This window comes from Clostridium beijerinckii, from assembly GCF_036699995.1.
Taxonomy (GTDB): domain Bacteria; phylum Bacillota; class Clostridia; order Clostridiales; family Clostridiaceae; genus Clostridium; species Clostridium helianthi.
In genome coordinates this window covers 1,641,889-1,668,654 of record NZ_CP144906.1, presented here as the reverse complement: position 1 = coordinate 1,668,654, position 26,766 = coordinate 1,641,889, and the positions used below count along the sequence as shown (strand labels likewise).

Below are 26,766 nucleotides of genomic sequence, written 5' to 3'. Positions count from 1 at the left end.
TAGCAATATTATGACTACACTAATTTATAATTATATATTATCTACTTTCATAGCTCTCATAGCATTTAAGACTGCAAGTAATGCAACTCCAACATCACCAAATACTGCTTCCCACATAGTTCCCATACCTACAGCTACAAGCGCCAATATTATCAATTTAATACCTAATGCGAAAACTATATTTTGCATTACTATAGTTCTAGTCTTCTTTGCAATCTTTATAGCCGAAGCTATTTTTGATGGCTCATCTGTCATTATAACTACATCGGCAGCTTCAATTGCTGCATCTGAGCCAACACCACCCATTGCTATACCTATATCAGCTCTAGCTAGAACAGGCGCATCATTTATTCCATCTCCAACAAACACTATCTTGCCTTTAGGTGATTTTTCTTTAAACAATAGCTCTAGCTCTTCTACTTTTTGATCTGGTAATAGTTCGGCATGAACTTCATCCAAACCTAATTCCTTGGCAATTTTACTTCCAACAGTTTTATTATCACCTGTAAGCATTACTGTCTTCTTAATACCTATTTCTTTTAAAGCTTTGATAGCCTTTGATGAATCTTCTTTTACTTCATCTGAAATAACAATATAGCCTGCATATTTCTTTTCTATAGCAATATGGACTACAGTTCCTATTTCATCTACTTTGTTATAAGATATATACTCCTTATCCATTAACTTGTAGTTTCCAGCCAATACCTCTTTTCCATCTAGAACAACTTTTACGCCGTGCCCTGATATTTCTTCATACCCTTTTATCTTATCTATGATTATCTCTTTATCATAAGCTCTTAGTATAGAAGTTGCTATTGGATGATTTGAGTAATTTTCTGCATAAGCCGCACAAGCTATGAGTTCATCTTTTGAAATATTATTTTCTGGCCTTATTTCTGTAACTTTAAATATTCCTTTTGTAAGAGTTCCTGTTTTATCAAACACAACTGTTTCAACATTATTTAACGCTTCAAGGTAATTCCCACCTTTAACGAGTATCCCATTCTTTGATGCTCCACCTATTCCTCCAAAAAATCCAAGAGGTATAGATACAACTAATGCACATGGACAAGATACAACTAAGAATGCTAATGCTCTATAGATCCACTGTGAGAATGTTGCTCCCTCAATAACAATCGGTGGTATTACAGCTAGTGCTAAAGCTGCAAAAACAACAGCAGGAGTATAATATCTAGCAAACTTTGTTATAAAATTTTCTGTCGGAGCCTTTTTTCCACTTGCATTTTGAACTAGATCCAATATCTTAGCAACAGTAGAATCTCCAAATTCTTTTTCTACCTTTATTGTTAAAAGTCCATTTTTATTAATCACTCCACTTAAAATACTGTCTCCTACCCCTACTTCTCTAGGAACAGACTCACCTGTCAACGCAGCAGTATCAACCATAGAGTTTCCTTCAATTATTTCACCATCTAATGGCACTTTTTCACCTGGTTTAACTAATATAATATCTCCAAGCTTAACTTCTTCTGGATCTACTTTTTTGAAATCATCATTTATTTTTAAATTAGCAAAATCCGGTCTTATATCCATGAGTGATGTGATGGATTTTCTAGAACGATTAACAGCCATATCTTGAAACATTTCTCCTATTTGGTAGAAAAGCATAACTGCAACCCCTTCTGGATATTCGCCTATTGCAAAAGCACCAATAGTTGCTATAGTCATCAAGAAATTTTCATCAAATACTTGACCTTTAGCTATATTTTTTAGAGCTCTTAAGACCACTTCTCCACCTATAAGAATATAGCTTATTAGATATAATAATAATTCTATATAATTTGAAAATTTAAAAATAGTAGCAGCTCCAAAAATTATAGCACCAATAGCTAATCTTATAATTTCCCCCTTATCATTGTCCTCTTCAACTTTTTCATTTTTGCTCATAGCTCTTTTATCTATTCCATCAATTTCAACAACATTAACATCTGGTTCTATTCTTTTGACAATGCGTTTAATATTATCAATAATGGCATTTTCTTTTGCTGGGTCTTCCATCTCTATAATAAGCTTTGTTGATATAAAGTCCACTAGTGCAGATTTCACACCATCTATATTATTTGATTCCCTTTCGATTTTTGCAGCACAGTTGCCACAGCATAATCCCTCAAGTAGAATTTCTTTTTTTAAAATTTTCTCCGTTACCTTTTCTACAACTTTAACATGAGATTCAATATTAGTTACAATGTTAGTTACTGCTCCTATCAACTCTTCTAATTTATTAGCTTCATTTATTTCTAATATTAAAGTTTTAGTAAGAAAATTTACATTGGCAAAATTAACTCCATCTAATTCATTTATTTTTCGCTCTATTTTAGCTGCACAATTTGCACATCCAAGCCCTTCTAAAATAAATTCTTTCTTTACTTTTTTTATATTATCTTTCTTAGACAATTTTGCATTAACAGGACCACTAGCTATTTTTATATTGCTTGCCATAATGTTTCCCCCAATCTAAAACTTATTTTTTCTCAGATATATGAATCAACCCTTGATCAAAAATGCTTTTAACATGTTCATCATCTAGTGAATAGTAAACTACCTTACCATTCCTTTTATATTTCACTAATCTTGCTTGTTTTAAAACTCTTAACTGATGTGAAATGGCAGATTGAGTCATACCAAGTAACGCTGCTATATCACAAACACACATTTCAGCTTCAAATAATGCACATAGTACTTTTATTCTTGTTGAATCCCCAAGTACTTTAAATAAATCTGCTAAATCATAAAGTGTTTCTTCTTCTGGTATAGATTCCTTAACTTTATTGATTATATCTTCATGAATTATAGTGCAGTTACAAACTTCAATATTATTATTTTCCATACTCTTCACCTCTTCGTTTGAACATATGAATATCTGTTCATACGTTTATTATATTCGACATTACTTTATTTTGTCAATAGAAATGAGAATAATTTTCAGTATTTCCAATAAAAAAAAACAATAAGCTTAATACTTATTGTTAAATTAAGAATTTTGTTTTTAGTTTAAAATTATACAATCAAAATAACAGATGTACTGAGAATAAACTCAGTACATCTGCTTTTATTTATCTTCTATAGTCCTTGTTCATAGCTTTCTATCATTCTTTTTACCATTTCTCCACCAACGCTACCGTTTTGTCTTGAAGAAAGGTTTCCTTTATCCATGCTTTCATAATTGCTTAATCCAACTTCTGAAGCAACCTCTGTTTTTAATCTGTTTAATCCTTGTTTTGCCTCTGGTACTAATGTTCTGTTTGTTCCACTATTGTTTGAAGCCATATGAATCTACCTCCCTTAATTTTTAATTTTGTTTGGCAGTAATATCTTAACCACTATCACAAAATATAACCTATAAAAATCTTAACAGAACTAGTACAGATAGCTTGTATTACAAAACTTTAACTATTCTTCCTTTGTCTTTGTTTCTAGAAAAATAAGTTCTATTTTTTCCTGGAATTTATACTACACTCGTTCTTCATTTTTAAATTTTATTATTTTAAATATTACAGCTCCAAATGTAGCCGATAGAATAGAAGCGATTATAATACTTATTTTAGCCATAGATAAAATACTTTCCTCTGTAAATGACAAGGATGAAACAAAAAGTGACATAGTAAATCCAATTCCGCCAAGTACACTTGCTCCATATAAATGCCTCTTGGTTACTTTAGAAGGCAATTTTGCAAGTTTTAATTTCACTAAAATATAAGAAGCTCCAAAAATACCTATTTGTTTTCCAATAAATAATCCAAAAATTATACCTAGACTTGCTGGGCTTATTATTGCTGTTGATAAACTATTAATATCTATAGTTATGCCTGAATTCGCTAATGCAAATATTGGCATAATTATAAATGAAGATAACGGCGTTAAGAAATGCTCAAATTTATACAAAATTGATGTTCTAAATTCCTCCATGTTTTTTCCGATAGGTAATCCCATTCCAAGTAATACTCCAGCAATTGTCGCGTGTACTCCGGATTTTAAGAAACAAATCCATAACATAATTCCAAAAACAATATAGAACCATTTATTCTTAATATTGAATTTATTAGCCAAGATAATCGCTAAAAAAATAATCAAACCTAGGATTAATGCAATCCATGAAATTTCACTTGTATAAAATATAGCAATTACTATAATAGCTCCCAAATCATCAACTATCGCTAATGCTGTAAGAAAGATTATTATTCCTTTTGGTGCCTTTTTACCAACCAAAGAAAGTATTCCCAATGCAAACGCAATATCTGTAGCCATTGGAATTCCCCATCCTATTATAGTTGGCTGATTATAATTAAATAGCACATAAATTATAGCTGGCACGACCATTCCACCTATAGCTGCTGATACAGGCAATATAGTTTTCTTAAAAGATTTAAGCTCACCAAAGACTATTTCTCTTTTTATCTCCATTCCAACTACCAAAAAAAATATGGCCATCAACCCATCATTAATCCAATGCAAAATTGACATAGATAAAGAAAAATCCTTATACCCAATAGTTATATAAGTATGAATTATATTATTATACATACTAGAAAAATTTGAATTTGCAATTATTATTGCAGTAATTGCACAAAACAGCAAAACTAATCCACTTGAAGACTCATTCTTAAAGAATTGCAAGAATGGATTTAAAATTTTATTTTGAATTTTGTTTTTCATACTTTACTCTCCTTCACATAATTATTTATTCCCAAAAACTTAGCATAAATAAGAGATTAATTTAATCTTTTATATAATTCTTAATTTATTAAAAATCTATACAAAAAAGAGGTGGGAATACTCAAAAAAGAGTTTCCCACCCCAGAAACTAAAATTGCTTGAAAGCAAATTATAAAATTTGCCCAACCGTACAACTTAATATATTCATTTATTTCTTATTAATAATTATATCATATATTACTATATTACTCAAGAATGGCAACTAAAATTCACATTTTCTTACTTTAACTAAATTATACTAAGATAAACTTTTAATCTGTTACTTAGAAAATGCACCTTTAATTGAACTTAAAAAATCAGAGAACATTTTTTCTAACTTATCAAAAAAACCTTGTGCTTCTTTGCTAGTTAGCTTATCTTTTAATTGATTAGTTACATCGTCCATCTGCGCTTTTAAATTATTATAGTTAAGGTCCAATGAATTTATTTTACTCATTACATCTTTAATTTTAGCTATATCATCATCTGATAAATTGCCTTTATAGTCTTTAACAGCCTTATCTACTATCTTATTTAATTCTTCATCTGTCTTCGGTTTTTCCTTTACTACATCTTTTTTTATATCGTTCATTAAATTACTAGCATCATTTTGCCCTATCTTTTCTGCGATATCTCCTGTAGTAACCAATTCTTCATTTGCTGCTTCTTTTTTATTTTCATCAATCTTTTTTCCTGTGCTGCTGTTTTCAAATCCTTTTAGTATTCCTGTAAGCGCAGCAGTTCCTGATACCTTAAATGGTGCAGATGCTTTTACATTGGCATTTTCTACTCCTGCAGTAATTAATGCATTTTTTATCATGCCGTCATTAACCCAAGTAAGATTGTTTGTAGTAACATTTATTCCTCCTTTTTCTGTCGGTTCTACGTAAGAACATGATATTGCTTTATTACCAAGTTGAGCTTCTGTTGCAACTTTACCTAAATATGAATGTTCTTCCTTTGATGTTACCTCTAATACATTAGCATCACTTTTTGTTACCTCAAAATATTTTAACATTTCTGCCTTCTGAGCATCGCTTAAATCAGCTCCTAACGTAACAGATTTAAACGAATCTGCAAACGCCTGTCCTCCTGTTACTGAAGTAAAAAACACACTCAAAGCTAAAGATGAAATAATTGCTTTTGATATAAATGATTTGAATTTCATATTTTCTATTCTCCTTATATATTATGCTATAAATTATGTCCAAAAATTTAATTTCCTTTATTCCCGTTCATTATAGCATAAAAATAATTAAGTTTTATTTATTATTATATTACTTTTATATTAATATTTTAGTATACAATAGATTAATATACTTCATAAATATCACTTAAAAATAAGGTAAAAGGCAGCTACACCATTCTCCTAGTAATTTTATTTTCCTTGTTTAAATTTTTTTCGTGCACATGCATTACATACTTAAATCTTTATAAAGCCAGATATTTATCTTCTAAAATTCTATAATTTCTCGCAAAATAAAGAATTCTCTCCATGTCTTTTGGAAAGAACTCTATTATATTTCTTAAATATTTATATTATAAATATATTTTCTTTACTAAACTTCAAGAATAACTACTTGATATCCTTGCAATATGATTTTATTCTTATCTTTCTTTATTTCTTCACAATTATTGATTAACACTTTAACATATTGTTTACCTAACTCAATAATCTGCTCTTCCTTTTGATAATTTGCAAGTATCATTAATTTTTTAGATTCTCCTTGCCTATAAAAAGCAAATAAGTTATCATATTCCTCTAACGTCGGTACGAATTCTCCATATACTATGGCATCTTTAAATTCTTCTGATTTTCTTAAATTTATGAGTTTCTTATAAAAATTAAATACAGATTCCTCATCTTTAATTTGTGAATTTGCATTAATCACTTTATAATTTTCATTAACTTTAAGCCAAGGCCTGCCAGTTGTAAAACCTGCATTTTCACTTCCATTCCACTGGAACGGTGTTCTCGCATTGTCTCTGCTAAATATATTTATAATTTTTAGTGCTTCTTCATTACTATATCCTTTTTCAATAGCTACATTATATTGATCTATTGTTGCTATATCATCAAACTCCTTTATCGAATTGAATTTATTATTTGTCATTCCAATTTCTTGTCCCTGATAAATAAACGGTATTCCTCTAAGCATAAGTGATATTGCCCCAAGCATTTTCTTACTTCTATCATTCAAGTCTTGTTCAGGAATATATCTACTTACGCCTCTAGGCTCATCATGATTTTCAATAATATTAGCCTTAAAGCCTATTCCACTTGTCTCTAATTGACTGTCAAAAATAGCTTTTCTTAACTCGTTAATTGAAAAAGGTTTATTATCATACCAACCAAATTCACTTTTTCCTAATACCTCCATTTCAAAATCGAAGATAGAAGAGAAATATCCGTCTTCACCTATAAATTTATCAAGTTCCCCTTCTTTTCTATTGAAAACTTCTCCAACTGTAAATGCATCAAACTTTTCGAAGGTTTTCTCTTTTAACTCATTTAACATGTCGCCTACACCTTCTGCTGCTTCTAGCATTCTATCTATGCTGCAAAGTCCATCCTCTCTATCAGCTGGAAAGTCTTGAAATCTCAAATCTTTTTTTATGTTAATAATGGCATCAATCCTAAAACCTGCTAATCCCTTTTCAAGCCACCAATTTACCATCTTAAATACTTCATTTTTCAATTTCGGATTTTCCCAATTTAAGTCAGGCTGCTCTTTTGCAAATAAGTGCAGATAATATTTATTGGTATTAGGTATCTTTTCCCATACGCTTCCACCAAAGTAAGAACGCCAATTACATGGAGGATTATCACCTTTACCTTCACGAATATAAAAATAATCTGCATATTCACCTTCTGGATCACCCAATGCTTTCTTAAACCACTCATGCTTATCTGAACAATGGTTTACTACTAAATCCATTAATATATACATATTTCTTTTTTTTGCTTGGCTTAGAAGTTCATCCATATCCTCCATAGTTCCAAACCTTGGATCAATATTATAATAATCAGATATATCATAACCTTGATCTACTAAAGGAGAACAATAAATTGGTGATAACCAAATTATATCCACTCCCAGATCTTTTAAATAATCAAGCTTACTAATAATCCCCTTTAAATCACCTATTCCATCTCCATTTGAATCACAAAAACTTTTTGGATATATTTGATATGCTACCTTGTCGTGCCACCATTTCTTCATAACGTAAAACCTCCTAAATTACTATTGAATATATTTATCTTGCTGGATTAGCTATAAACGCCTTGCCATTTATAACTTCCACTGTTTCTCCATTTATGACTAAAGCTTTCTTATTTAAATTGTGAACGATAAATTCTATATTTTCATATTTGTCATCATATCTATAATTTATCAAGTCAATTTTTATTTCAACGCTCTCCTTATTAACTACTTTAATTCTATAATTATTAAATTCTCCTAATTCATATTTAAAGCTTTCTCCATCATCAACATAGTGATTATATTCAGTATCAGAATTATCATTAGATAGATAAACTTCTATAGTTAATGAATTAGATTGTTTTTCACCAATATAATTTTGTACTTGCCCTACTGTAATCAATGTTCCTCCTCTAATAAATATCGGACATAGGTCTAACGGAGTTTTTTTAATTATATATTGTCCACCTTTATATTCTTCTTTTGTCCAATAATCTATCCAAGTTTCCCCTTCTGGAAGATATATGCTTCTAGCTTTTAATCCTTGTTCAACAACTGGTGCAACTAAAATATTATCTCCACAAAGGAACTCATCATTAATTTCATAAGTATTTTTATCACTCTGATAATTAAATAAAAGCGGCCTTATAAGTGGTGCTCCACTCTTACTACACTCCCACATCATGTCGTATATATATGGAATTAGCTTATATCGTAATTTTATATACTTCTTATTAACTTCCTCTGTATCTTTATCAAATGCCCAAGGTTCCTGATCTCTTGTTCCCATAGAAGAATGATTTCTAAAAAGTGGAGTAAATGCTCCGACTTGAACCCATCGACTTAATAATTCCCCAGTACAATCGTATCCAAAGCCTCCTACATCAGTCCCACAAAAAGCCATTCCGCTAAGTCCTAGATTCATAAGCATTGGAATCGACATTCTTAAATGCTCCCATGTACTTTGATTATCTCCTGTCCACACAGTTGAGTATTTCTGAGTTCCCGCATAACACGCTCTTGTTACTATAAAAGGTCTCTTTCCAGTTGCTTTTTTAACTCCATCATAAGTAGCTTTAGCCATCATATGGCCATATACATTATGAGCTTCTTTATGATTAACTGTAATTCCATCATTATTAAACATGACATCATCTGGTAACGGTCCTCTAAAGCTTGCAGGTTCATTCATGTCATTCCAGATTCCACTCACACCTGAATCTATCATTATCTTTTGATTTCCTGACCACCAATCTCTAACCTTTGAATTTAAAAAATCAGGATAAACAGCATCTCCTGGCCAAACTTCATTTACATATGTTATATCTGATTTGTCAGTTGCAAAATACCCTTTTCTGAGCCCTTCGTCATAGATCTTATATCCTTTATCAACTTTAACTCCTGGGTCTATTATAGTTACCACTTTAAATCCCATGCTATTTAATTTTTTAATCATTGCTTCTGGATTCTGAAATTTTTCATTATCCCACGTAAATACCCTATAGCCATCCATATAATCTATATCTAAATATAATGTATCGCAAGGTATATCCTTTTCTCTAAGAGTGCTTGCAATTTCCATGAGTCTTTCTTCTGAGTCATAAGACCATCTGCATTGTTGATAACCAAGAGTCCATATTTGTGGTAAAGGCATATTTCCAGTAATTTCAGTATATCCTTTAATAACATTTTTAACTGATGGACCATAAATAAAATAATAATCTAAATTCCCATCAACTGCAGCGAAATAATAATATTCAGAATTATCTTTTCCCATGTCAAAATGAGTCTCAAAATGGTTGTCAAAAAATATTCCAAACGCATTATCTTTGCTCAATCCGATAAAAAACGGAATTGACTTATAAAGCCTATCAAATGTTTCTCCATGGGGCTTTGGATTATCTGTATTCCAATTTACATAATGATATCCTTTCTTATTTAAATGCCCTGTCTTCTCTCCGAAACCATAGAAATACATTTCTTCTTCCATTTTTTTCGAAACATATACCTTGTAATCAGATTCTTCCCTAAGAGAATGCCCCTCTGATTCTGCAAGCATATAATCACCATATCTTCTTTTAAAAGGTTTACTTTCACCTCTATAATCTGCACACAGCAATGTTCCTCTCTTATCATAAATATCTACTTTAAATTCATCATATATCTTACAAATTAATTTTTCTGTGGTTATCTGAATTCCATTTGTTATATTTTCAACCTGAAAATCATAATAATCATCTTTTAAATTTTCAACTGCTTTAGAATTTCTTTCCTCCCTATGTAAAGGCACAAAGAAATTAATTATATACGAATTCAATACTTTTATAAAAACAGCTTTCTCTTGGAATCTAATATTGATTACGTTATTTTCGATTTTATGGCTTAGCATTTTACCAAATTTCATTTTTTCTTCCTGATATTTTCCCATACACTAGTACCTCCATTATTTCAACATTTTCTGAAAATGCTCTTATTCAAAAAACACTTAAGATTTTTATTAATGATATCTTTTACTTCGACTATCTATTATTTTATAAATTTATTACTTATTTAATTGCACCATCTACTATGCCTTTAATTATCTGCTTTTGAGCAAATAAGAATAAGATGATAATTGGTATCATTGCTAAAAATGCAGCTGAAAGAATTAAATCCCATTGCTTTACGTAAGATCCTACAAAAGCACTTACTGCCACTGGAAGAGTTTTTATCTTACCATTTAACCCCAACATTAATGATGGTAATAGATAATCATTCCATATCCAAATTCCATTTAAAATCAAAATTGTCATTTGAACTGGCTTTAGTAGAGGAAAGATAATTCTAAAGAAAGTCCCTTCTGGGCTGCAACCATCAATCCATGCTGCTTCTTCTAATTCCCGTGGAATTCCTTTTATAAAACCATGAAGGATAAAGACAGACATACTTCCACCAAATCCTAGGTAAGCAAATATGACACCTTGATAACTTTGCAGCATTTGAATTCCCAAAAAATTAGATATATTTCTGAATGTAGAAAGTAAAGGGAGCATAACAACTTGGAATGGTATAACCATAGCTGCCACAAGAAGCATAAAAATAAATCCGGACCATTTTTTCTTATTTCGGCAAAGTACCCACGCTGTCATTGATGAAAATAAAGACAACAAAGTCAATGAAACGACTGTAATAAATAATGAACTAAAAAAGGATTTCCAATAATTAAAGCTGTCATTGTGTATAACATTTTTAAAGTTTGTCAACATCTGCCCCCATTTATTAGGAATAGAAAGAGGGCTGATTACAATATCTGCACTTGTTTTAGCTGAATTTAAAATTACTAAGATAAATGGCGAAAGAATTATAAGGGCAAGTATAATTCCAATAACTTCTCCAATCACATTTCTTGTTTTTATCGACTTCATTATACTTCTACCTCCTTCTTCTTACTTATATATACCTGAGTTAGTGATACAACTGCCAATATAATAAAGAATATAACCGCCTTAGTTTGTCCAAGAGCGTATTGGTTTTTACCGATTGCAGTATTATAAATATTAAGAGCTAAAAATTCTGTTGATTGCACTATATCTCCGTTTAGAATTCTACTAGGAGCACCATTAGTTATTGCTAAATTTAAGTCAAACTGTTTAAATGAATTAACCAATGTTAAAAATATACAAACTGTAAAAGTATTAGCAATCATTGGAATCTTAATTTTAAACAATGTAATCCAGCCACTTGCACCATCTACACTAGATGCCTCAAGAATATCCTGAGGAACATTTTGCAATCCTGTGACATAAATCATCATAATATACCCTGCATATTGCCAAGTGCTAACTATTAAAATTGCCATTAATGCTAAATTAGGATTTGTAAGCATAGAGGCGCTACCATTTATCACTACTGTGAATACCTTATTAAAGATAAACTGCCATACATAACCAAGCACAATTCCACCAATTAAATTTGGTATAAAGAAGGCTGCACGATAAAAATTCTTTCCTTTTACTTTTGATGTGCAAAATAATGCTAATGCAAACGCTGCCGAATTTACAAGAATCATATTAACAACTGTAAAAATAAAAGTTACTATAAATGAATATACGTAGTCCTCAGATTTAAACATACTGATATAATTGCCTAATCCAACAAATTCCGTAAATTTAATCCCATTCCAGTTAGTAAAGGAATAAAAAACACCGCATACAAATGGTATTAACACAGTTACAAAAAATGCAAATAGCAATGGAAATAGAAATAAGACATTAATTATCATTCTATGCTTCTTAGTTGGAAAACTATATAAGCCTAAAATTACTAATAAAGCACCTACAATTAACATAGTTCCACGCATCGTGTTTTTACTACCCATAATATCTAGATATAGTGCAAAAGCCATAGCTAAAATGCCAACCAACATTACTCCGATTGAAAGCAATCTTTTTATATTTGTATTCATGCTTTTTCCTCCTAAACTTGAGTGATTATTATAATCATTGTTGTAATTGCCCATACTTTGCGCTTATGCTTTCCCCCCTTTTAATATTTCACATGTACAAAAATGCAATTAATATAGGTTACTCTATTTGTAAGTAACCTATATTAATTTATACTACAGTTATTATTTTGCCATATAATCTGAAACTGCTTTCTTCATTGCTTTTGTAAATCCATCTTTATCTAATTGGCCTTTAGCATATAATTCAAAAACAGGTCCTGTAGAATTCATTGCAATACCATCTTTCATATGTGTCCAATCCCATGCATAAGTTTGATTATTTTTAATATAATTGCTCTCACTCTTTGCTAGAGGTAAGTCTGGTTCAATAGTGCTTGTCTTAAATGGCGAAACCATTCCACTATCTTTTATCAAACATTTTTGGCCTTCTTCTGTAGAGACAAAAGCTTTAAGAAATTCTTTGCACGCATCTATTTTTTTACTATCTTTATAAATTCCCCAATAAGCTGGTGAATCTGCTAAAATACCTGGTGTATCTTTTGTAGTAAATGCTGGTGGCGCAATTCCGCAATCAAACTTCACATCATATGTTGCTAAAGAAGGATCTATCCAATTTCCTTGAGTAATAAAAGCAGTTTTTCCCTTTGCCCATAATGCTAACTGATCATCGTAAGTACCTGATATTAAAACAGTCTTGTCTGCATAATCAAATAATAATTTTACATAGTCAGCAAATTCCCCAAAACGATCATCGTCTAATTGTCCTTTATTCAACATATCAATATACTTTTTATCTTTTCTATCTAGTCCTTCTGATAAATAAGCACCCATAATATGATTACCAGTTGACCAGTACATCTGTCCTGATTCTGCTGCTACTGATGCAACCGCTTGAATACCTAGTTGCTCTTTCATTCCATCAATTTTTTTGAACGCTTCTTTATAAGCATTGATGTTTGTTAAAGTCTTTGGATCAATTCCAGCCTTCTTCAATATATCTGCATTATAAACTAATCCAATACCTTCAATAGCAAATGGAAATCCATACACCTTACCGTCATCACCCTTAAATGCAAAATCAGTATCTTTTACCCATTCTTGATCACTTAAATCTGTTAAATAATCTTTAAATGAAACATACGAATCTGGTCCAAACGCATATATATCTGGCATATTTCCTGCTGCTAAATAATTCTTTAACTGTCCATTAACATCTACTCCACCTCCAAGAGATTCAATATCTACCTCTTGTCCAGTTTTCTCTTGATATTTTTTTGCAAATTCTTTTAGTGGCTTGTCAATTTCAATTTTCGTATTTACGAAGCGAATTGCTTCACTATTCCCAGTTGATGTTTTAGAATCAGAACCAGCTTGACTCGAGCTACTTCCACAGCCTGATAAAGAACCAATTACCATAGTACTTGCAAGTAATGCTGCTAACACTTTTTTCCTCATATCTTTTCACCTCATATACATTTATTTAGATTAATATGATTTATATTTATATTATTATGCCTATCTTCGAGTCATTATGTTTAACGCTAAACTATATCATAAGATTAACATTGTTTCTTTTTTCTGTCAATCGTTTTCATAAGCATTTTTACCTCAATTATCTACATTTTTTATATTTACTATTATATCTAGCTAATTTAATAACTTAAAAATTCTTAGTACTTTTCTTTTGTTTATTCAAGTATTTAATGTCTAGTAAACCTAGTGATTAAACCTACTCTAAATACTTTACTTTTCTTATACTGAAAGGTCATAAAGTATCTTTTCCATACGTTAATTCTTATGATTAATGCATATGGTCTCATTGCAATAATATGTAATATATATTAATATTATCTATATACACTTATCTTCATAATAGTATATCGGTAAACTAGGAGGCAATTATGGTTACACTAAAAGATATCGCAGCTGAAGCTGGTGTCAGTATCATGACAGTATCAAATGTAATAAATGGAAATCATTCAAAAGTATCAAAAAAGACTATAGAAAAAATAGAAAAGATAATACAAAAATATAATTATGTTCCTAATCTAACTGCACGAAGCTTGACAGCTAAATCCTCTAAAATTATAGGAGTTATAGTTCCCATTAAGGGTTCGTTTAATAATTTGTTTAAAGATCCTTATATTAGTGAATTATTTGGCATTATACAAAATGTAGTTCGTGAAAACGGATACTATTTAATGGTCCGCTCAGTTAAGGATGTTTCAGATATATCTGCATTGCTTAAAAATTGGAATATGGATGGTGCTATATTTTTAATGCCTGACTATGACAATCTTATCTATTCAATATTAAAAGAAAATAAACTTCCAATGGTATTTCTAGATAGTTATTCAAAAATTGATAACATAATAAGTGTAGGTATAAATGATTATAAAGGCGGCTACATAGCTACTCGCTATCTTATAAACAATGGACATAGGAAAATTCTATTTGCAGGGCCATGTCATAAAGATGGTGTTCCAATTCCTCAGATTATAAAAAGACTTGAAGGCTATAAAGATGCTTTATTAGAATCTAATATTGAGTTTAATGAAAGTCTCATAGTCGATGTAGAGCCTAACTACGAAGTTGGTATTAATTTAGGCAGGTCTATATGTAATAAAGAATTTGATGTTACTGCTGTATTTACAACGGCTGATATTATGGGAATTGGTATAATTGAAGGTGCTAAATTAAACGGAAAAATTGTTCCTAACGATTTATCAGTTATTGGTTTTGATAATCTTCTACCATCAGTTTATGTTACGCCAAAACTTACTACTATTTCTCAAGATATAGAGTCAAAAGCAACAAAAGCTGTAAATCTACTCATAGAGTATATAGAAAAGGGTTCTGTATCAAACAACAAAATAACTTTAGATGTAGAACTAGTCGAACGTCAATCTGTTGGACAATTATCTAATTTAAAATAACTAACAAACTTAGAAAACATCAAATAGTTCACGTTAAACTATTTATTTAGCTCATTTTTTAAATAAATCTGATGGTTATAATGATTTTTGAAAATATAGAGATTTGTAGAATCATGCATTATGCTTATTAGTACAAATGGCAATTGTTCTTATTAAACAATTGCCTACAAAATATTATAAATACACTTGTTTCTAACAAGATCATATATTTTATCTATCAGGCTTTTTCTTTAAGTATATCTCTAATAAGGATAGTAAGGGTACGGATAATAAGGATAAGGTACTGGCGGAGCTATATAAGGTAACAAAGCTATTTCCGCCAAAGAAGCAAGTGGGAAATTTCTACGTCTGTAACGTCTAAATCTAGGCTTATAACCGTATCTTCCATATTGCCTTTGCTGATTAGAGTTTCCCTCATCCTCTTTCTCTGTTACATCTTCACCAATCAATACTGAAACATTATCTCCATCTACATTTTCAACAATTCCATCAAATGTACTTCCATCTGTCATTATTAAAGTTGCTCGGTAATACATGTATTTTTTGCAATTATCATATAGGTCTCTTAAATCTCTGTAGTTATCTTTTTCTACATCCATTCTTTAAACCATCTCCTTCCAAATATTATTCTATTCAAGAATAAGAAAGATTGTGATAATTTAAAGAATAAAATTATAGTATTTCATCTGCATTAACTTTTCTATAGCCCAAATTCCTCCATTCAAATATATAATCCTTACCATATATAGAATCATGTTTTATATTTTCATTCATCTCTTGCATTCCATTATTCATCGCCATATTTTCTTTACTAAAATTCATAACATCATCTTTCATTGTCCCCGTCATATCTTCCATATTTTCATTATTCATCATGTGCTGATCAATAGAAAGCATTCCTTCAACTATTTTTTGTGCTTTATAACTTATATTTGAAACATCCCCTAATATAAAACCGTGCATAAATGGAGGCCTTGGCATTCCTTTTGGCTGTATAGGTTTAATTAAATTAATATATCTATTTACCACTTCCGGTATTTTATCTTTTTCGATTAAAAGAAGGGGAGTATGTTTTCCCATATGAGCAAGTACTACACTAGCTATAATTTTCATTGGCTCATTAAGCTGTCCAAATGTAAAAGCATGACCTCCTCTATAATTTCGTCCCCATCCAAAATCAGTTTTCGTATCATTATATCTAGAAAAATTTACTGCTATTTCGTAAGGATTTTCACCACCTATTCTGTCTACCTTTTTAACATTATCTAATCCTGATAAATAGTATTCAACATCTTTTGATATTGTTTTAGTTGAACCAATTATATAAATATTAATATCATTCATTTTCTTGATTATATCAATAGTACAATTAGGAATTCTATTTCTTTGTACAAATAGAATAGGATCTCCATGATGTGCAGACCAATACCCCGCAATAATTCCTTCTGAATAATCTTCCCCTGAAATTATAAGAATATTATTAAATTCTTTTCTTATCCTAGGTATTATGCATGCAGTCTCGTAATAATTACGACCTGATATATGCTTTGTTGTATAACCATGATCGTTTAATGCAAAAGATACATTTTTAGAAATATTACCGACTAAAATTACTTGTACTCCATTATACCCCTTAGGCGATAATCTCTCAATTTCTCCTAAGGTTTTTTCATTTAAACTATTACCATCAGTAAACAAAAGTGATGCATTAATTGGAAAATGGACTAAGGATGTTGCTGCAATTCCATCAAAAACTTCATCTTTATTGACTAAAATGACAGCATTGGGTTTCATATTATTAAAACCAATTTTAGATATTTCTATAGAAGTATCTAATTCATCATCAGCACAAATTCTAGTAGTATTTAGTGTAAAAGGACAACTTTTCAAAGCATCATTCATTGATTTTTCTCCTAAAACTTTTTAATATATAGTATGATTACAATTTATATTTTGTCATGAAACAAAAAAGAAGCTAACCATTATATAAATTATTTATTAACTTCTTTAAATATAATTTCCCTATAAAAGATGTAACCCACTCTATTGTTTTAGGATTATTGTCAACTTCTTCATTTCTTTCACAGCACTTTTCATTTTTACCACCCTTAAACATCATAATCATCATTAATACCCTCATTAACTTCATCTATATTACTTTTCTAATTGTTTGACTTTTTTGATAGCATTATAAGCATCTATAAGTCCATATCCTGATTGCTTATCCTTACCTTTAGACATAATATCCTTAGCAGTACTATCTAAAATATCTTCAATCTGACTTTGAGATAGATTTGGATCCTCTGCTTTAACCATAGCTGCTATTCCTGTTGCTACTGGTGCTGCCATACTTGTTCCATCCCACGCCTCGTACCCCCCTGGAACTGTACTTAATATTTCCACTCCTGGCGCTGAAACCTTTATACAATTACCATAATCAGAAAACGATGCCTTTTTATAATTATAACTCATTGCAGCTACTGTAAAAGCTCCGTCTCCAGCTGGACTGATATTATCACTATCTTCATTATCATTACCAGCCGCAGCTACTACAAATGCGGCTTTACTCTTAGCATAACTTATTGCTTCTGCAATTGATTTACTCTTCTCATTAGCTCCAAAACTCAAATTAATTATATCAGCTCCGTTATCTGCAGCATACTTAATCCCCCTAACTATGTCATTTATCTCACCTTCGCCATTGCTATTTAATACTTTTATCGGAATTATTTTTACGTCTAATGTCCCATCAATTCCTGCTATACCAATATTGTCGTTAGCATTTGCAGCTATTATTCCTGATACATGAGTACCATGACCATTGTCATCCATAGTATCAGAATTATTATCTACAAAATTATATCCCTTGCTCTTTAATACTCTATTTTTTAAATCTGGATGAGTATAATCTACTCCTGTATCTAAAACTGCTACTTTAATTCCTCTTTTTTGTTTTATTAGAGGCCATGCTTTATCTGCCTCTGTGTAGCTTATATCCCACTCATACTTATATCCAGGATCATTTACAGCTTTATTAGTATTTTCATTTATCTCTCCTAATTTAAAATCACTTTTTACTGGAGTCTTCTGTATTGGTTTTATTATTTTTATAATTTTAGGCTCATTGATTATTTTAATCCCTTTTATATCACCAATTTCATCTAAAATGTATTGTTTTAGGTCTCTTGGTGACACTAAGTTATGCTTATTATTATTTTTATCGACACTTATTATATCTTTCACACTACTTAGAAGGCTATCTAAATCACCGCTTCTTAGTGCTCTTACAAAATTGCTTACACTATTACTCGTACTATTCATGCCATTATTTTTAGGTAAGTAATCTGAAATAGAAACTAATGTAAATATTGAAGCTGCAATTATTATAAATTTAACTAATTTACTTCTCATAAAAACCTCCTTAAATCATAGTTACTTACTAATATCTTTAATTATGAACAATAATACCTTTTATAAACTTCATTTACCTAATTGTTAAATAATAATACATCATAATTGTGTCGATTTTGTGAAATTCTTTATTTTTTATTGTATATATGTTACAAAAATAATTCTTCATCATAATTCTAAAAATATTGCAAGAATTTTAGCCGTAGTTGTGAATTGTGAAATGTGCACTGTGAATTGAAATATGCATTATCTGCTTATAATAAATATCTTTAATATTTATCTTAGCTAAACGAAAAAAGACTGATATACATTAATTTGCTATATACCAGCCCTAATTCTCATTTATTCTTTATTCATTTATAAGTTTCTTACGAACTTCATCTAAATTTACAGTTTTTAATGAATCTGTAACTTCTATTCCCATTGCAACTACATTGTCTTTAACAATTAGATATGTTCCACTCTTGTCTATATTAAATTCCACATTTACTACATCTTTTCTACCTGTAAAAGTAGTTACCTCATCTCCACTATTTGCATCATATATTATGAAAACTCCATCAGCCTTATCAAAGGAATTAAGGTCTACAGAAAGCTTAGTCTTTATGCCTTTTTGCAGAACTGCTACAAGTGGTTCAAATTCATAACCAGTTCCCTTTATACTTATATTTTGGGTGTCTCCTGAAATATTAGCTTTTTTAATTAACCTATCAGTAGAAACTTTACTTAAATCATCACCATATATACTTGGAGCTTGAGGAGTATTACTTGCTGAAGTCCCTGTACAGCAACTCATACCATTACTAGGAGCCGGAATTGATGAATCTGCTTTCGATGTATCCACTGAATCAAGATTATCTGTAACTTTAATTATCCCTCTTATCATTCCCATCCAACAGCTAAAGTTTATGTCTCCGTCTTTAGGTGTAAATTCTATAACATTTTCTCCAGATTTTAATGTTTTTTGTATGTTAAGTGATGGTACTACTACTGCATTATTACAAGAATTTATTTGGTTCCCTGTAATTATCCACTTAACTGGCATATCTTTCTGTACGTAAAATGCATTAGGAGTATATCCATTATTATCTGCGGTCATTCTAATTACTTGAACTCCATTTTCTATCGTTGCCTTGCCTATGTTGGCCTGCGCGGCTTGAGCTCCACCTCCGGAAAGATTTTGTGCTAGTGTGCTAGCATTAGGAATTCCAACTCCAGCAAGAGCTAATCCCCTATTCCCCATTATTAATCCAAGTACCACTACTAAAATCCCACTAAATTTTAAAAGTTGTTTCGTATATCCCTTGCTTAATAAACCTGATACAGCACCAAATATAAGCATCAAAGGAACTGTTCCGAGTGAAAATAAAAACATTGATATTGATCCATTTATAGCACTTCCAGTACCTAATGCATAAAGCTGCATTGTCTGAAGTGGACCGCATGGCATTAACCCATTTAACATCCCAACTAAAAACGGAGCCTTAGGTTTATTTTTAATTTTGCAAGATGACCATGGCAGCTTAATATTAAGCTTTCTAAATAAAGAAAAGCCTGTCATATTTAATCCCATTATTACCATAAATAATCCTGCAAATATTTGCAATCCAGCTTTTACATTAAGCGATAACGATAAAACAGAACCTAGCGCACCTACAATACCACCTATAATTGTATATGAGGTTACTCTTCCAGCATTGTATAAAATCGAAGGCTTCAAAGATTTAAATTTATTTTCTTTTTCATTTATAATGCTATTTTTAGATAAACTTTGTGTAAGCATTATTCCACCACACATGCCAACACAATGTATAGATGTAAGCATTCCAACAATAAATAACACTACATAAGATGCATTATTCAACTTAGCACTCATATCAAATCCTGCTGTTGAATTGCCAAGAAGTAAGACTGCTGCTGCTATAACTAAAAAGCCTGCAAATTTTAAGCTAACCGAATTTTTTGTACTATAACCTGCCTTATTAATAGCTTCTTTTAATTGTTCCATACTGCAAAGCTTGCTATCATATTCAACAGTTACTTGCTGTGCACTGTAGCTAGCCATAGCATTTAAAACTCCATCAATTTTCATTAAAGCTCTTTCCACTCTATTTTCGCAAGACGTACATGTCATATCATAAACTTTAATATTCTCCCTCTTAATACTCATAATCTCCTCCTAATAAATCGCTGCTTATTATAAACAGTGATGCATTTTAAATCATAACTCAAATTACATATATAGATTATAATATAAAGTTATGAAGATTTTATGAGGATATAAAAAAAGTACAGAAATTCTTCTGCACACTTTTATAAACATATTTGAATAAACTCCATATGCCTCTCTTTCCAAATATGCCTTCAAAACTTCTGTTACACTTTTCTCATCTCCAATTACTAAACTATTATAAATAATTTTCACCCCATATAATTTCTCACTAATATTACATTATCATATACTTAATAAATTAACATAAACTTATGAACTTTATGTGTAAAAAATAATATACCAGTTGATAAATTTATTAAGATAAATTTCCAATATAACTATTAACTTCATAGTATTAGCTAAATAATTAGGGGCATATTAAGATTATAAAGAAGTTAACAGTTAAGCATTAAATATTCAAGAATGAATATGCCTTCTCAATATAGAGTCAAAAGACTTAACTTGAGAAATAAAAATGCAATCCTATAGTTAGAGTTTTCTATTATTGATTAGTTATTGTAGGGTTACGCGAAAATTGCAATTATGTTAGTCTGTTGCAATGAGGTTTGATTGTTATTTTCTTTATTTAAGGACTGTAGATAAACTTATTGTATGATAGGTTTATCTATGGTTTTTTGTCTTTATGAATATTTAAAAAATAATTTATGATAAGATTCTTAGCATAACACTTAACACTATTTAGGCTCTCAAAATTGCTTTAAATATTAAAAGTTCATTTTACGCAGACACTAAGTAGTTTCTCTACTATTTAGTCTTCTCTACTCTCTTACCCCTGATGTTTCCTATAAATATTTATATATTTTCATATTTATATAGAAAAAAATGTTTATAGGAATATATAAACATATATTTATTTTTATATTTTTTCATATTTTTATATAAAACTATTAATCTATAAATATATAAAAATATGAAAATTTCTCTATTAGTGAAAATAGATCGCTCAATATCTGCATAATCCCTAAAAGGATATTAAAAATTAAAATAAATTCTTTTAAAAACATTATAAAAAAAATCCTAGCAGCAATCATGCTACTAGGATTATATACTTTAAATATATTGTAGATTATTAAATAGGGTGTTTTCTTATTTGATCGAACTTATTTTATTTGCCATTGTAATTTACCACAAATTATTTTTATGCTTCCATAAACATCTTCATGTCATCATCTACATTAGTTATTCCACCAATTCCGAAGTTGTCTACTAATACTTTAGCAACATTTGGTGAAAGGAATGCTGGAAGTGTTGGTCCTAAGTGAATGTTTTTAACTCCTAAGTGTAATAATGATAATAATACTATTACAGCTTTTTGTTCATACCAAGCTATGTTGTATGAAATAGGTAATTCATTTACACTCTTTAATCCAAATACTTCTTGAAGTTTAAGTGCTATAACAACTAATGAATATGAATCATTACATTGCCCTGCATCTAATACTCTTGGAATTCCTCCAATATCACCCAAGTTTAACTTGTTATATTTATACTTAGCACAACCTGCTGTTAATATAACTGTATCCATTGGTAACTTTTGTGCGAATTCTGCATAGTAATCTCTTGATTTAGCTCTACCATCACAGCCTGCCATTACAAAGAATCTCTTTATAGCACCAGATTTAACTGCATCTACAACTTTATCAGCTAAAGCTAAAACTTGGTTATGAGCAAATCCACCAACTATTTGTCCTTTTTCTATTTCAGTAGGAGCTTTACATTTTTTAGCCATTTCTATAACTTTTGAGAAGTCCTTTGTTCCGTCAGCTTTAGGTTCAATATGAGGACATCCTGGCATTCCTGTAGCACCTGTTGTAAATAATCTGTTCTTATATGAATTCTTTGGTATAACTATACAGTTTGTAGTCATAAGGATTGGTCCATTGAATTTTTCGAATTCTTCTTTTTGTTTCCACCATGCATTACCATAGTTTCCTGCAAAGTGAGAATACTTCTTAAACTTAGGATAATATTGTCCTGCAAGCATTTCTCCGTGAGTATATACATCTACTCCAGTACCTTCTGTTTGCTCAAGTAACATTTCTAAATCTTTTAAATCATGTCCTGAAATTAATATTCCTGGATTAGTTCTGACTCCGATATCAACAGTTGTTATTTCTGGATGTCCATAACTTTCAGTATTAGCTTTATCAAGTAATGCCATACCGTCTACACCAAATTTACCTGCTTCTAATGCTAATGCTACATAATCATCAACTGTTAATGTATCATCTATTGTAGCAGCTAATGCTTTTGCCATAAATGCATGAACTTCTTCATTATTATATTTTAAGTTCATAGCATGCTTCATGTAAGCAGATAATCCTTTTAATCCATAAGTGATAAGTTCTCTTAAGCTTCTTATATCTTCATTTTCAGTTGCAAGAACTCCAACTTTTTCTGCTTTTTCATCAAATTCTATTGTATTGTCAGCTGTCCAAGTAGCTGCTTCTGGCATAATCATTTCTGTAGTTTGCATTCCGAATATTTTCTTGAAGAAACCACCAGTTACTTTTACTTCTCCAACTTTACCACCAGAGCTAATTACTTTAGCTTTTAATTCTTCTCTTAATTTTAAAGTTTCTTTAACTCTATCTAAAATAGAATCTCTATCAAAATTAGCGTTTGTAATTGTTGTGAATAAGTTTTCTGTTATATATTTATCAACTTTACTATCTTTAACTCCAACTTTTCTTCCTTCATTACTTACTATAGCTAGTCCTTTAGTTGCATACATTAATAAGTCTTGAGCTTTTGCTACATACTCATCCTTACCGCATACCCCTACTTTAGTACAGCCCTTACATCCAGCTGTTTCTTGACATTGATAACAAAACATTGACATATTATGTCCTCCTATTTCCTATTTTTCTTTTTATATAAATAATTAATAATTTCTTGTTAATCTCTCTTAACTTTGACAATTTAGAGTTTACTATATTGCCAGTATCACTTCTGTAACATACGTTACTAAAATAAAATTAATATTTTTTAATTTCTATATTAGCTCTATGCTACAGATATATATTACTAAAATACTCTGCTTAAATCTGTAACAATGGTTACGTAATTTTAAAAATAGGAAGACAAATAATGTGATTTAAATCAGAATTCAAAATATTAAATTATAATATATTATTTCTTATAATATTCAATATTTAATTCAAAACAAAAAGGTTATATTTAAGAACAAATTTCCTTCTTAAATATAACCTTTATTTTAGTTTAGTTTAAGACATGGCCCATGGCCTGTAGCTATAAAGTCAGGCTTTAACTTTTTTAAAGTCTCTTGTAAATCTTCCAGCTTATTATTGTCTGGTATTTGTTCTTGCTTAATGCTGTTTACTTCTGTATTCCAATCAGATTCTTTTACTGTGCCTATTTCTTTTCCCAACGCAAACATCAAATCACTGCTAAAAAATATCCTACGTTTATTTTCTATAACTAATAATCCATCCCAAAGATGCATTTCAGAAGGATAATTTATAAACTCTAACTCATAATTATCAGTATTTAAAGTTTCCTCTGCTTTCTTAGTAATAATTTCTGCTTTTATTCCAAAACCATTTAACTGACGCGCTGTAACTTCAGAGCAAATTGTTTTAGCTTTAGGAAAATGTTCTAATATTAATGATAATCCCCCACATTCATCCGCCTCAAAATGTGAAATAAAAACATACTTTAGCTCTTTACCACTAAGTACATCTTTTAATTCTGGCAGCAAAGCTTCTGCCTGCATAACGTTCCCTGTATGGATTAATAATGGTTCATCCCCTAATAACAAATACTGATGAAATGTAAGGTTAATTGGTTCAACATAGCTATTAAATTGGTATAAATCTTTATTTATAAATGGCATATTATAAAAACAACTCCTTTTCTCTCTTATTGAATGTGCCTTATTTCTTTGTGATACCTATTCTCCATATTTCAGGTCCCTGCTCTAAATATTTCCACTCAAAGTGCTCTGGAAAGTTAACTATAAACTGCTGATAAAGCGGACGAGGATCATGATCATTTATAAGCTCCATTGTTTCACCCTGTTCAAGCTCTTCAAAAGCTTTAAATATAATCTCCTTTTTATGACCTCTTTCATAAATTCTAACATCTATACTAACAGCAAAACTTGACATAATTAATTCCTCCCTTAATATTATTATCTAAACTTCTTCTTAGATGATAATATTATAACCATTGTGCTGAATTTTTAGCGTGATTTATATCACATTGTCAGTAACTTTTGCTTTTATATGTATATATTTCAATTTCTTTAGAATTTCTGTTTTATACTAAAGTAATATTATGTAAACTGTTCTTATAATTCTTAATCACTACTATGTATAATATCTTAATTAACTACCCAAAATATTATTGAAAATATTTAATAATATTTTACTGTATGAAAAAGACAGCAAATTAATGAGCTTAATACCTCTTTAATTTGTTGTCTTTCTAAATTTATATATATCTGATTTATTTTACTCTATTTAATTACTGTCATACCACCCATATATGGTTGCAATGCAACTGGAATATTTACAGATCCATCCTCATTTAAGTTGTTTTCTAAAAATGCAATAAGCATTCTTGGTGGTGCAACTACTGTATTATTCAATGTATGCGCAAAGTACTTACCATCTTTACCATCTACACGGATTTTTAAACGACGAGCTTGTGCATCCCCTAAATTAGAACAGCTTCCTACTTCGAAGTATTTCTTTTGTCTTGGAGACCATGCTTCTACGTCTACTGATTTTACTTTTAAATCTGCTAAATCACCTGAGCAACATTCTAAAGTCCTCACTGGTATATCTAAAGAACGGAATAGATCTACTGTATCTTTCCACATTTTATCATACCAAGTCATGCTGTCTTCTGGCTTACATACAACAACCATTTCTTGCTTTTCAAATTGATGAATTCTGTATACTCCTCTTTCTTCTATACCATGTGCCCCTTTTTCTTTTCTAAAGCAAGGTGAATAACTAGTCAAAGTTTGAGGAAGTGAAGTTTCTGGTAATATTGTATCTATAAATTTACCAATCATAGAATGTTCACTTGTTCCTATTAAGTATAAATCTTCACCTTCAATTTTGTACATCATAGCATCCATTTCAGCAAAACTCATAACTCCAGTTACAACCTGGCTACGAATCATAAAAGGTGGAATACAATATGTAAATCCTCTATTTATCATAAAGTCTCTTGCATAAGAAATCACAGCTGAGTGAAGTCTAGCTATATTTCCCATTAAGTAATAGAAACCATTACCTGCTACTTTTCTAGCACTATCTAAATCAATACCACTTAATTTTTCCATAATATCTGTATGGTATGGAATTTCGAAATCTGGAACAACTGGTTCCCCAAACTTTTCTACTTCTACATTTTCGCTATCATCTTTACCAATTGGAACACTTGGATCTATTATGTTTGGAATAGTCATCATGATAACTTTAACTTTTTCTTCTAGTTCTTTTTCTTTAACGTCTAACTCAGCCATTCTTTCTGAATCGGCATTAACTTTTTTCTTTATTTCCTCGGCTTCTTCTTTTTTACCTTGAGCCATTAATCCACCAATTTGTTTTGATAACTTATTTCTATCAGCTCTTAAAGCTTCTACTTCTTGCTTAACTTTTCTAAGTTCAATATCTAAAGTTAATACTTCATCTACTAACCCCAACTTATTATCTTGAAACTTATTTTTTATGTTTTGTTTAACAATCTCTGGATTTTCTCTTACGAATTTAATGTCTAACATTTTTTTCCCTCCTGATTAAATATATATATTATTATTTCAAAAAATAAAAAAACCATCCCAATATATAA

Annotated in this window: 20 protein-coding genes and 2 other annotated features (1 of these 22 only partly in view); of the genes, 1 reads left to right on the top strand and 19 read right to left on the bottom strand. The window is 30.2% G+C overall.

What is annotated here, in order from left to right:
• Positions 1–30: 30 nt before the first annotated feature.
• The 10 genes from PZA12_RS07730 to PZA12_RS07685 all read right to left on the bottom strand — a co-directional run bounded on the left by PZA12_RS07730 (position 31) and on the right by PZA12_RS07685 (position 13,815).
• Positions 31–2,460: a heavy metal translocating P-type ATPase gene (locus PZA12_RS07730; protein ID WP_078115042.1), complete on the bottom strand. Its 2,430-nt coding sequence runs from the start codon at positions 2,458–2,460 to the stop codon at positions 31–33.
• Positions 2,461–2,482: 22 nt separating this feature from the next.
• Positions 2,483–2,848, bottom strand: a complete 366-nt coding sequence (locus tag PZA12_RS07725; RefSeq protein WP_011968780.1) for an ArsR/SmtB family transcription factor — start codon at positions 2,846–2,848, stop codon at positions 2,483–2,485.
• 233 nt (positions 2,849–3,081) lie between these two features.
• Complete coding sequence (locus PZA12_RS07720; RefSeq protein WP_103698899.1) at positions 3,082–3,288, bottom strand: alpha/beta-type small acid-soluble spore protein; 207 nt, start codon at positions 3,286–3,288, stop codon at positions 3,082–3,084.
• Positions 3,289–3,471: 183 nt separating this feature from the next.
• A complete protein-coding gene (gene nhaA, locus PZA12_RS07715; RefSeq protein WP_078115041.1) occupies positions 3,472–4,674 on the bottom strand; it encodes a Na+/H+ antiporter NhaA in 1,203 nt (400 codons plus the stop codon).
• Positions 4,675–4,804: 130 nt separating this feature from the next.
• Positions 4,805–4,862, bottom strand: a sequence feature (sodium ion sensor (DUF1646 type); this cis-regulatory element may regulate processes involved in with the transportation of sodium ions).
• Between the two features lie 131 nt (positions 4,863–4,993).
• Positions 4,994–5,881, bottom strand: a complete 888-nt coding sequence (locus tag PZA12_RS07710) for a DUF1002 domain-containing protein (protein ID WP_077843597.1) — start codon at positions 5,879–5,881, stop codon at positions 4,994–4,996.
• A 391-nt stretch (positions 5,882–6,272) separates the two neighbouring features.
• Positions 6,273–7,937, bottom strand: coding sequence for an alpha-glucosidase (locus tag PZA12_RS07705; protein ID WP_078115040.1), 1,665 nt, complete (start codon positions 7,935–7,937; stop codon positions 6,273–6,275).
• Positions 7,938–7,971: 34 nt separating this feature from the next.
• On the bottom strand, positions 7,972–10,344 hold the full coding sequence (locus PZA12_RS07700; RefSeq protein WP_078115039.1) for a glycoside hydrolase family 31 protein: 2,373 nt from the start codon (positions 10,342–10,344) through the stop codon (positions 7,972–7,974).
• 118 nt (positions 10,345–10,462) lie between these two features.
• Positions 10,463–11,320, bottom strand: a complete 858-nt coding sequence (locus PZA12_RS07695) for a carbohydrate ABC transporter permease (RefSeq protein WP_077838808.1) — start codon at positions 11,318–11,320, stop codon at positions 10,463–10,465.
• Complete coding sequence (locus PZA12_RS07690) at positions 11,320–12,360, bottom strand: carbohydrate ABC transporter permease (protein WP_078115038.1); 1,041 nt, start codon at positions 12,358–12,360, stop codon at positions 11,320–11,322. Before PZA12_RS07690 ends, PZA12_RS07695 begins: the two co-directional genes overlap by 1 nt.
• 162 nt (positions 12,361–12,522) lie before the next feature.
• On the bottom strand, positions 12,523–13,815 hold the full coding sequence (locus tag PZA12_RS07685; protein ID WP_078115037.1) for an ABC transporter substrate-binding protein: 1,293 nt from the start codon (positions 13,813–13,815) through the stop codon (positions 12,523–12,525).
• A 446-nt stretch (positions 13,816–14,261) separates the two neighbouring features.
• On the opposite strand from PZA12_RS07685, the gene PZA12_RS07680 reads away from it, so the two are divergent.
• Entirely contained in the window at positions 14,262–15,296 is a 1,035-nt protein-coding gene (locus tag PZA12_RS07680; protein ID WP_077838811.1) for a LacI family DNA-binding transcriptional regulator, read from the top strand.
• Between the two features lie 242 nt (positions 15,297–15,538).
• On the opposite strand, the gene PZA12_RS07675 is transcribed toward PZA12_RS07680, so the two are convergent.
• The 9 genes from PZA12_RS07675 to serS all read right to left on the bottom strand — a co-directional run bounded on the left by PZA12_RS07675 (position 15,539) and on the right by serS (position 26,698).
• The gene (locus PZA12_RS07675) at positions 15,539–15,895 is read right to left on the bottom strand and encodes a hypothetical protein (RefSeq protein WP_078115036.1); all 357 of its coding nucleotides are present in this window, start codon (positions 15,893–15,895) and stop codon (positions 15,539–15,541) included.
• A gap of 73 nt (positions 15,896–15,968) precedes the next feature.
• On the bottom strand, positions 15,969–17,198 hold the full coding sequence (locus tag PZA12_RS07670; RefSeq protein WP_078115035.1) for a cell wall-binding repeat-containing protein: 1,230 nt from the start codon (positions 17,196–17,198) through the stop codon (positions 15,969–15,971).
• 73 nt (positions 17,199–17,271) lie between these two features.
• On the bottom strand, positions 17,272–17,424 hold the full coding sequence (locus PZA12_RS07665; protein WP_161222755.1) for a hypothetical protein: 153 nt from the start codon (positions 17,422–17,424) through the stop codon (positions 17,272–17,274).
• Between the two features lie 26 nt (positions 17,425–17,450).
• Complete coding sequence (locus tag PZA12_RS07660) at positions 17,451–18,707, bottom strand: S8 family peptidase (RefSeq protein ID WP_078115034.1); 1,257 nt, start codon at positions 18,705–18,707, stop codon at positions 17,451–17,453.
• Between the two features lie 349 nt (positions 18,708–19,056).
• Positions 19,057–20,877, bottom strand: a complete 1,821-nt coding sequence (locus PZA12_RS07655; RefSeq protein ID WP_078115033.1) for a sulfite exporter TauE/SafE family protein — start codon at positions 20,875–20,877, stop codon at positions 19,057–19,059.
• A gap of 1,201 nt (positions 20,878–22,078) precedes the next feature.
• Positions 22,079–23,782 (bottom strand): hydroxylamine reductase, encoded by a 1,704-nt coding sequence (hcp, locus tag PZA12_RS07645; RefSeq protein ID WP_078115031.1) that lies wholly within the window; start codon positions 23,780–23,782, stop codon positions 22,079–22,081.
• 375 nt (positions 23,783–24,157) lie between these two features.
• A complete protein-coding gene (locus PZA12_RS07640; RefSeq protein ID WP_078115030.1) occupies positions 24,158–24,796 on the bottom strand; it encodes an MBL fold metallo-hydrolase in 639 nt (212 codons plus the stop codon).
• Between the two features lie 40 nt (positions 24,797–24,836).
• On the bottom strand, positions 24,837–25,070 hold the full coding sequence (locus tag PZA12_RS07635; RefSeq protein WP_011968764.1) for a DUF2249 domain-containing protein: 234 nt from the start codon (positions 25,068–25,070) through the stop codon (positions 24,837–24,839).
• A gap of 350 nt (positions 25,071–25,420) precedes the next feature.
• A complete protein-coding gene (serS, locus tag PZA12_RS07630; RefSeq protein ID WP_023974205.1) occupies positions 25,421–26,698 on the bottom strand; it encodes a serine--tRNA ligase in 1,278 nt (425 codons plus the stop codon).
• A gap of 66 nt (positions 26,699–26,764) precedes the next feature.
• Positions 26,765–26,766, bottom strand: a binding site (T-box leader) (it continues 205 nt past the right edge of the window).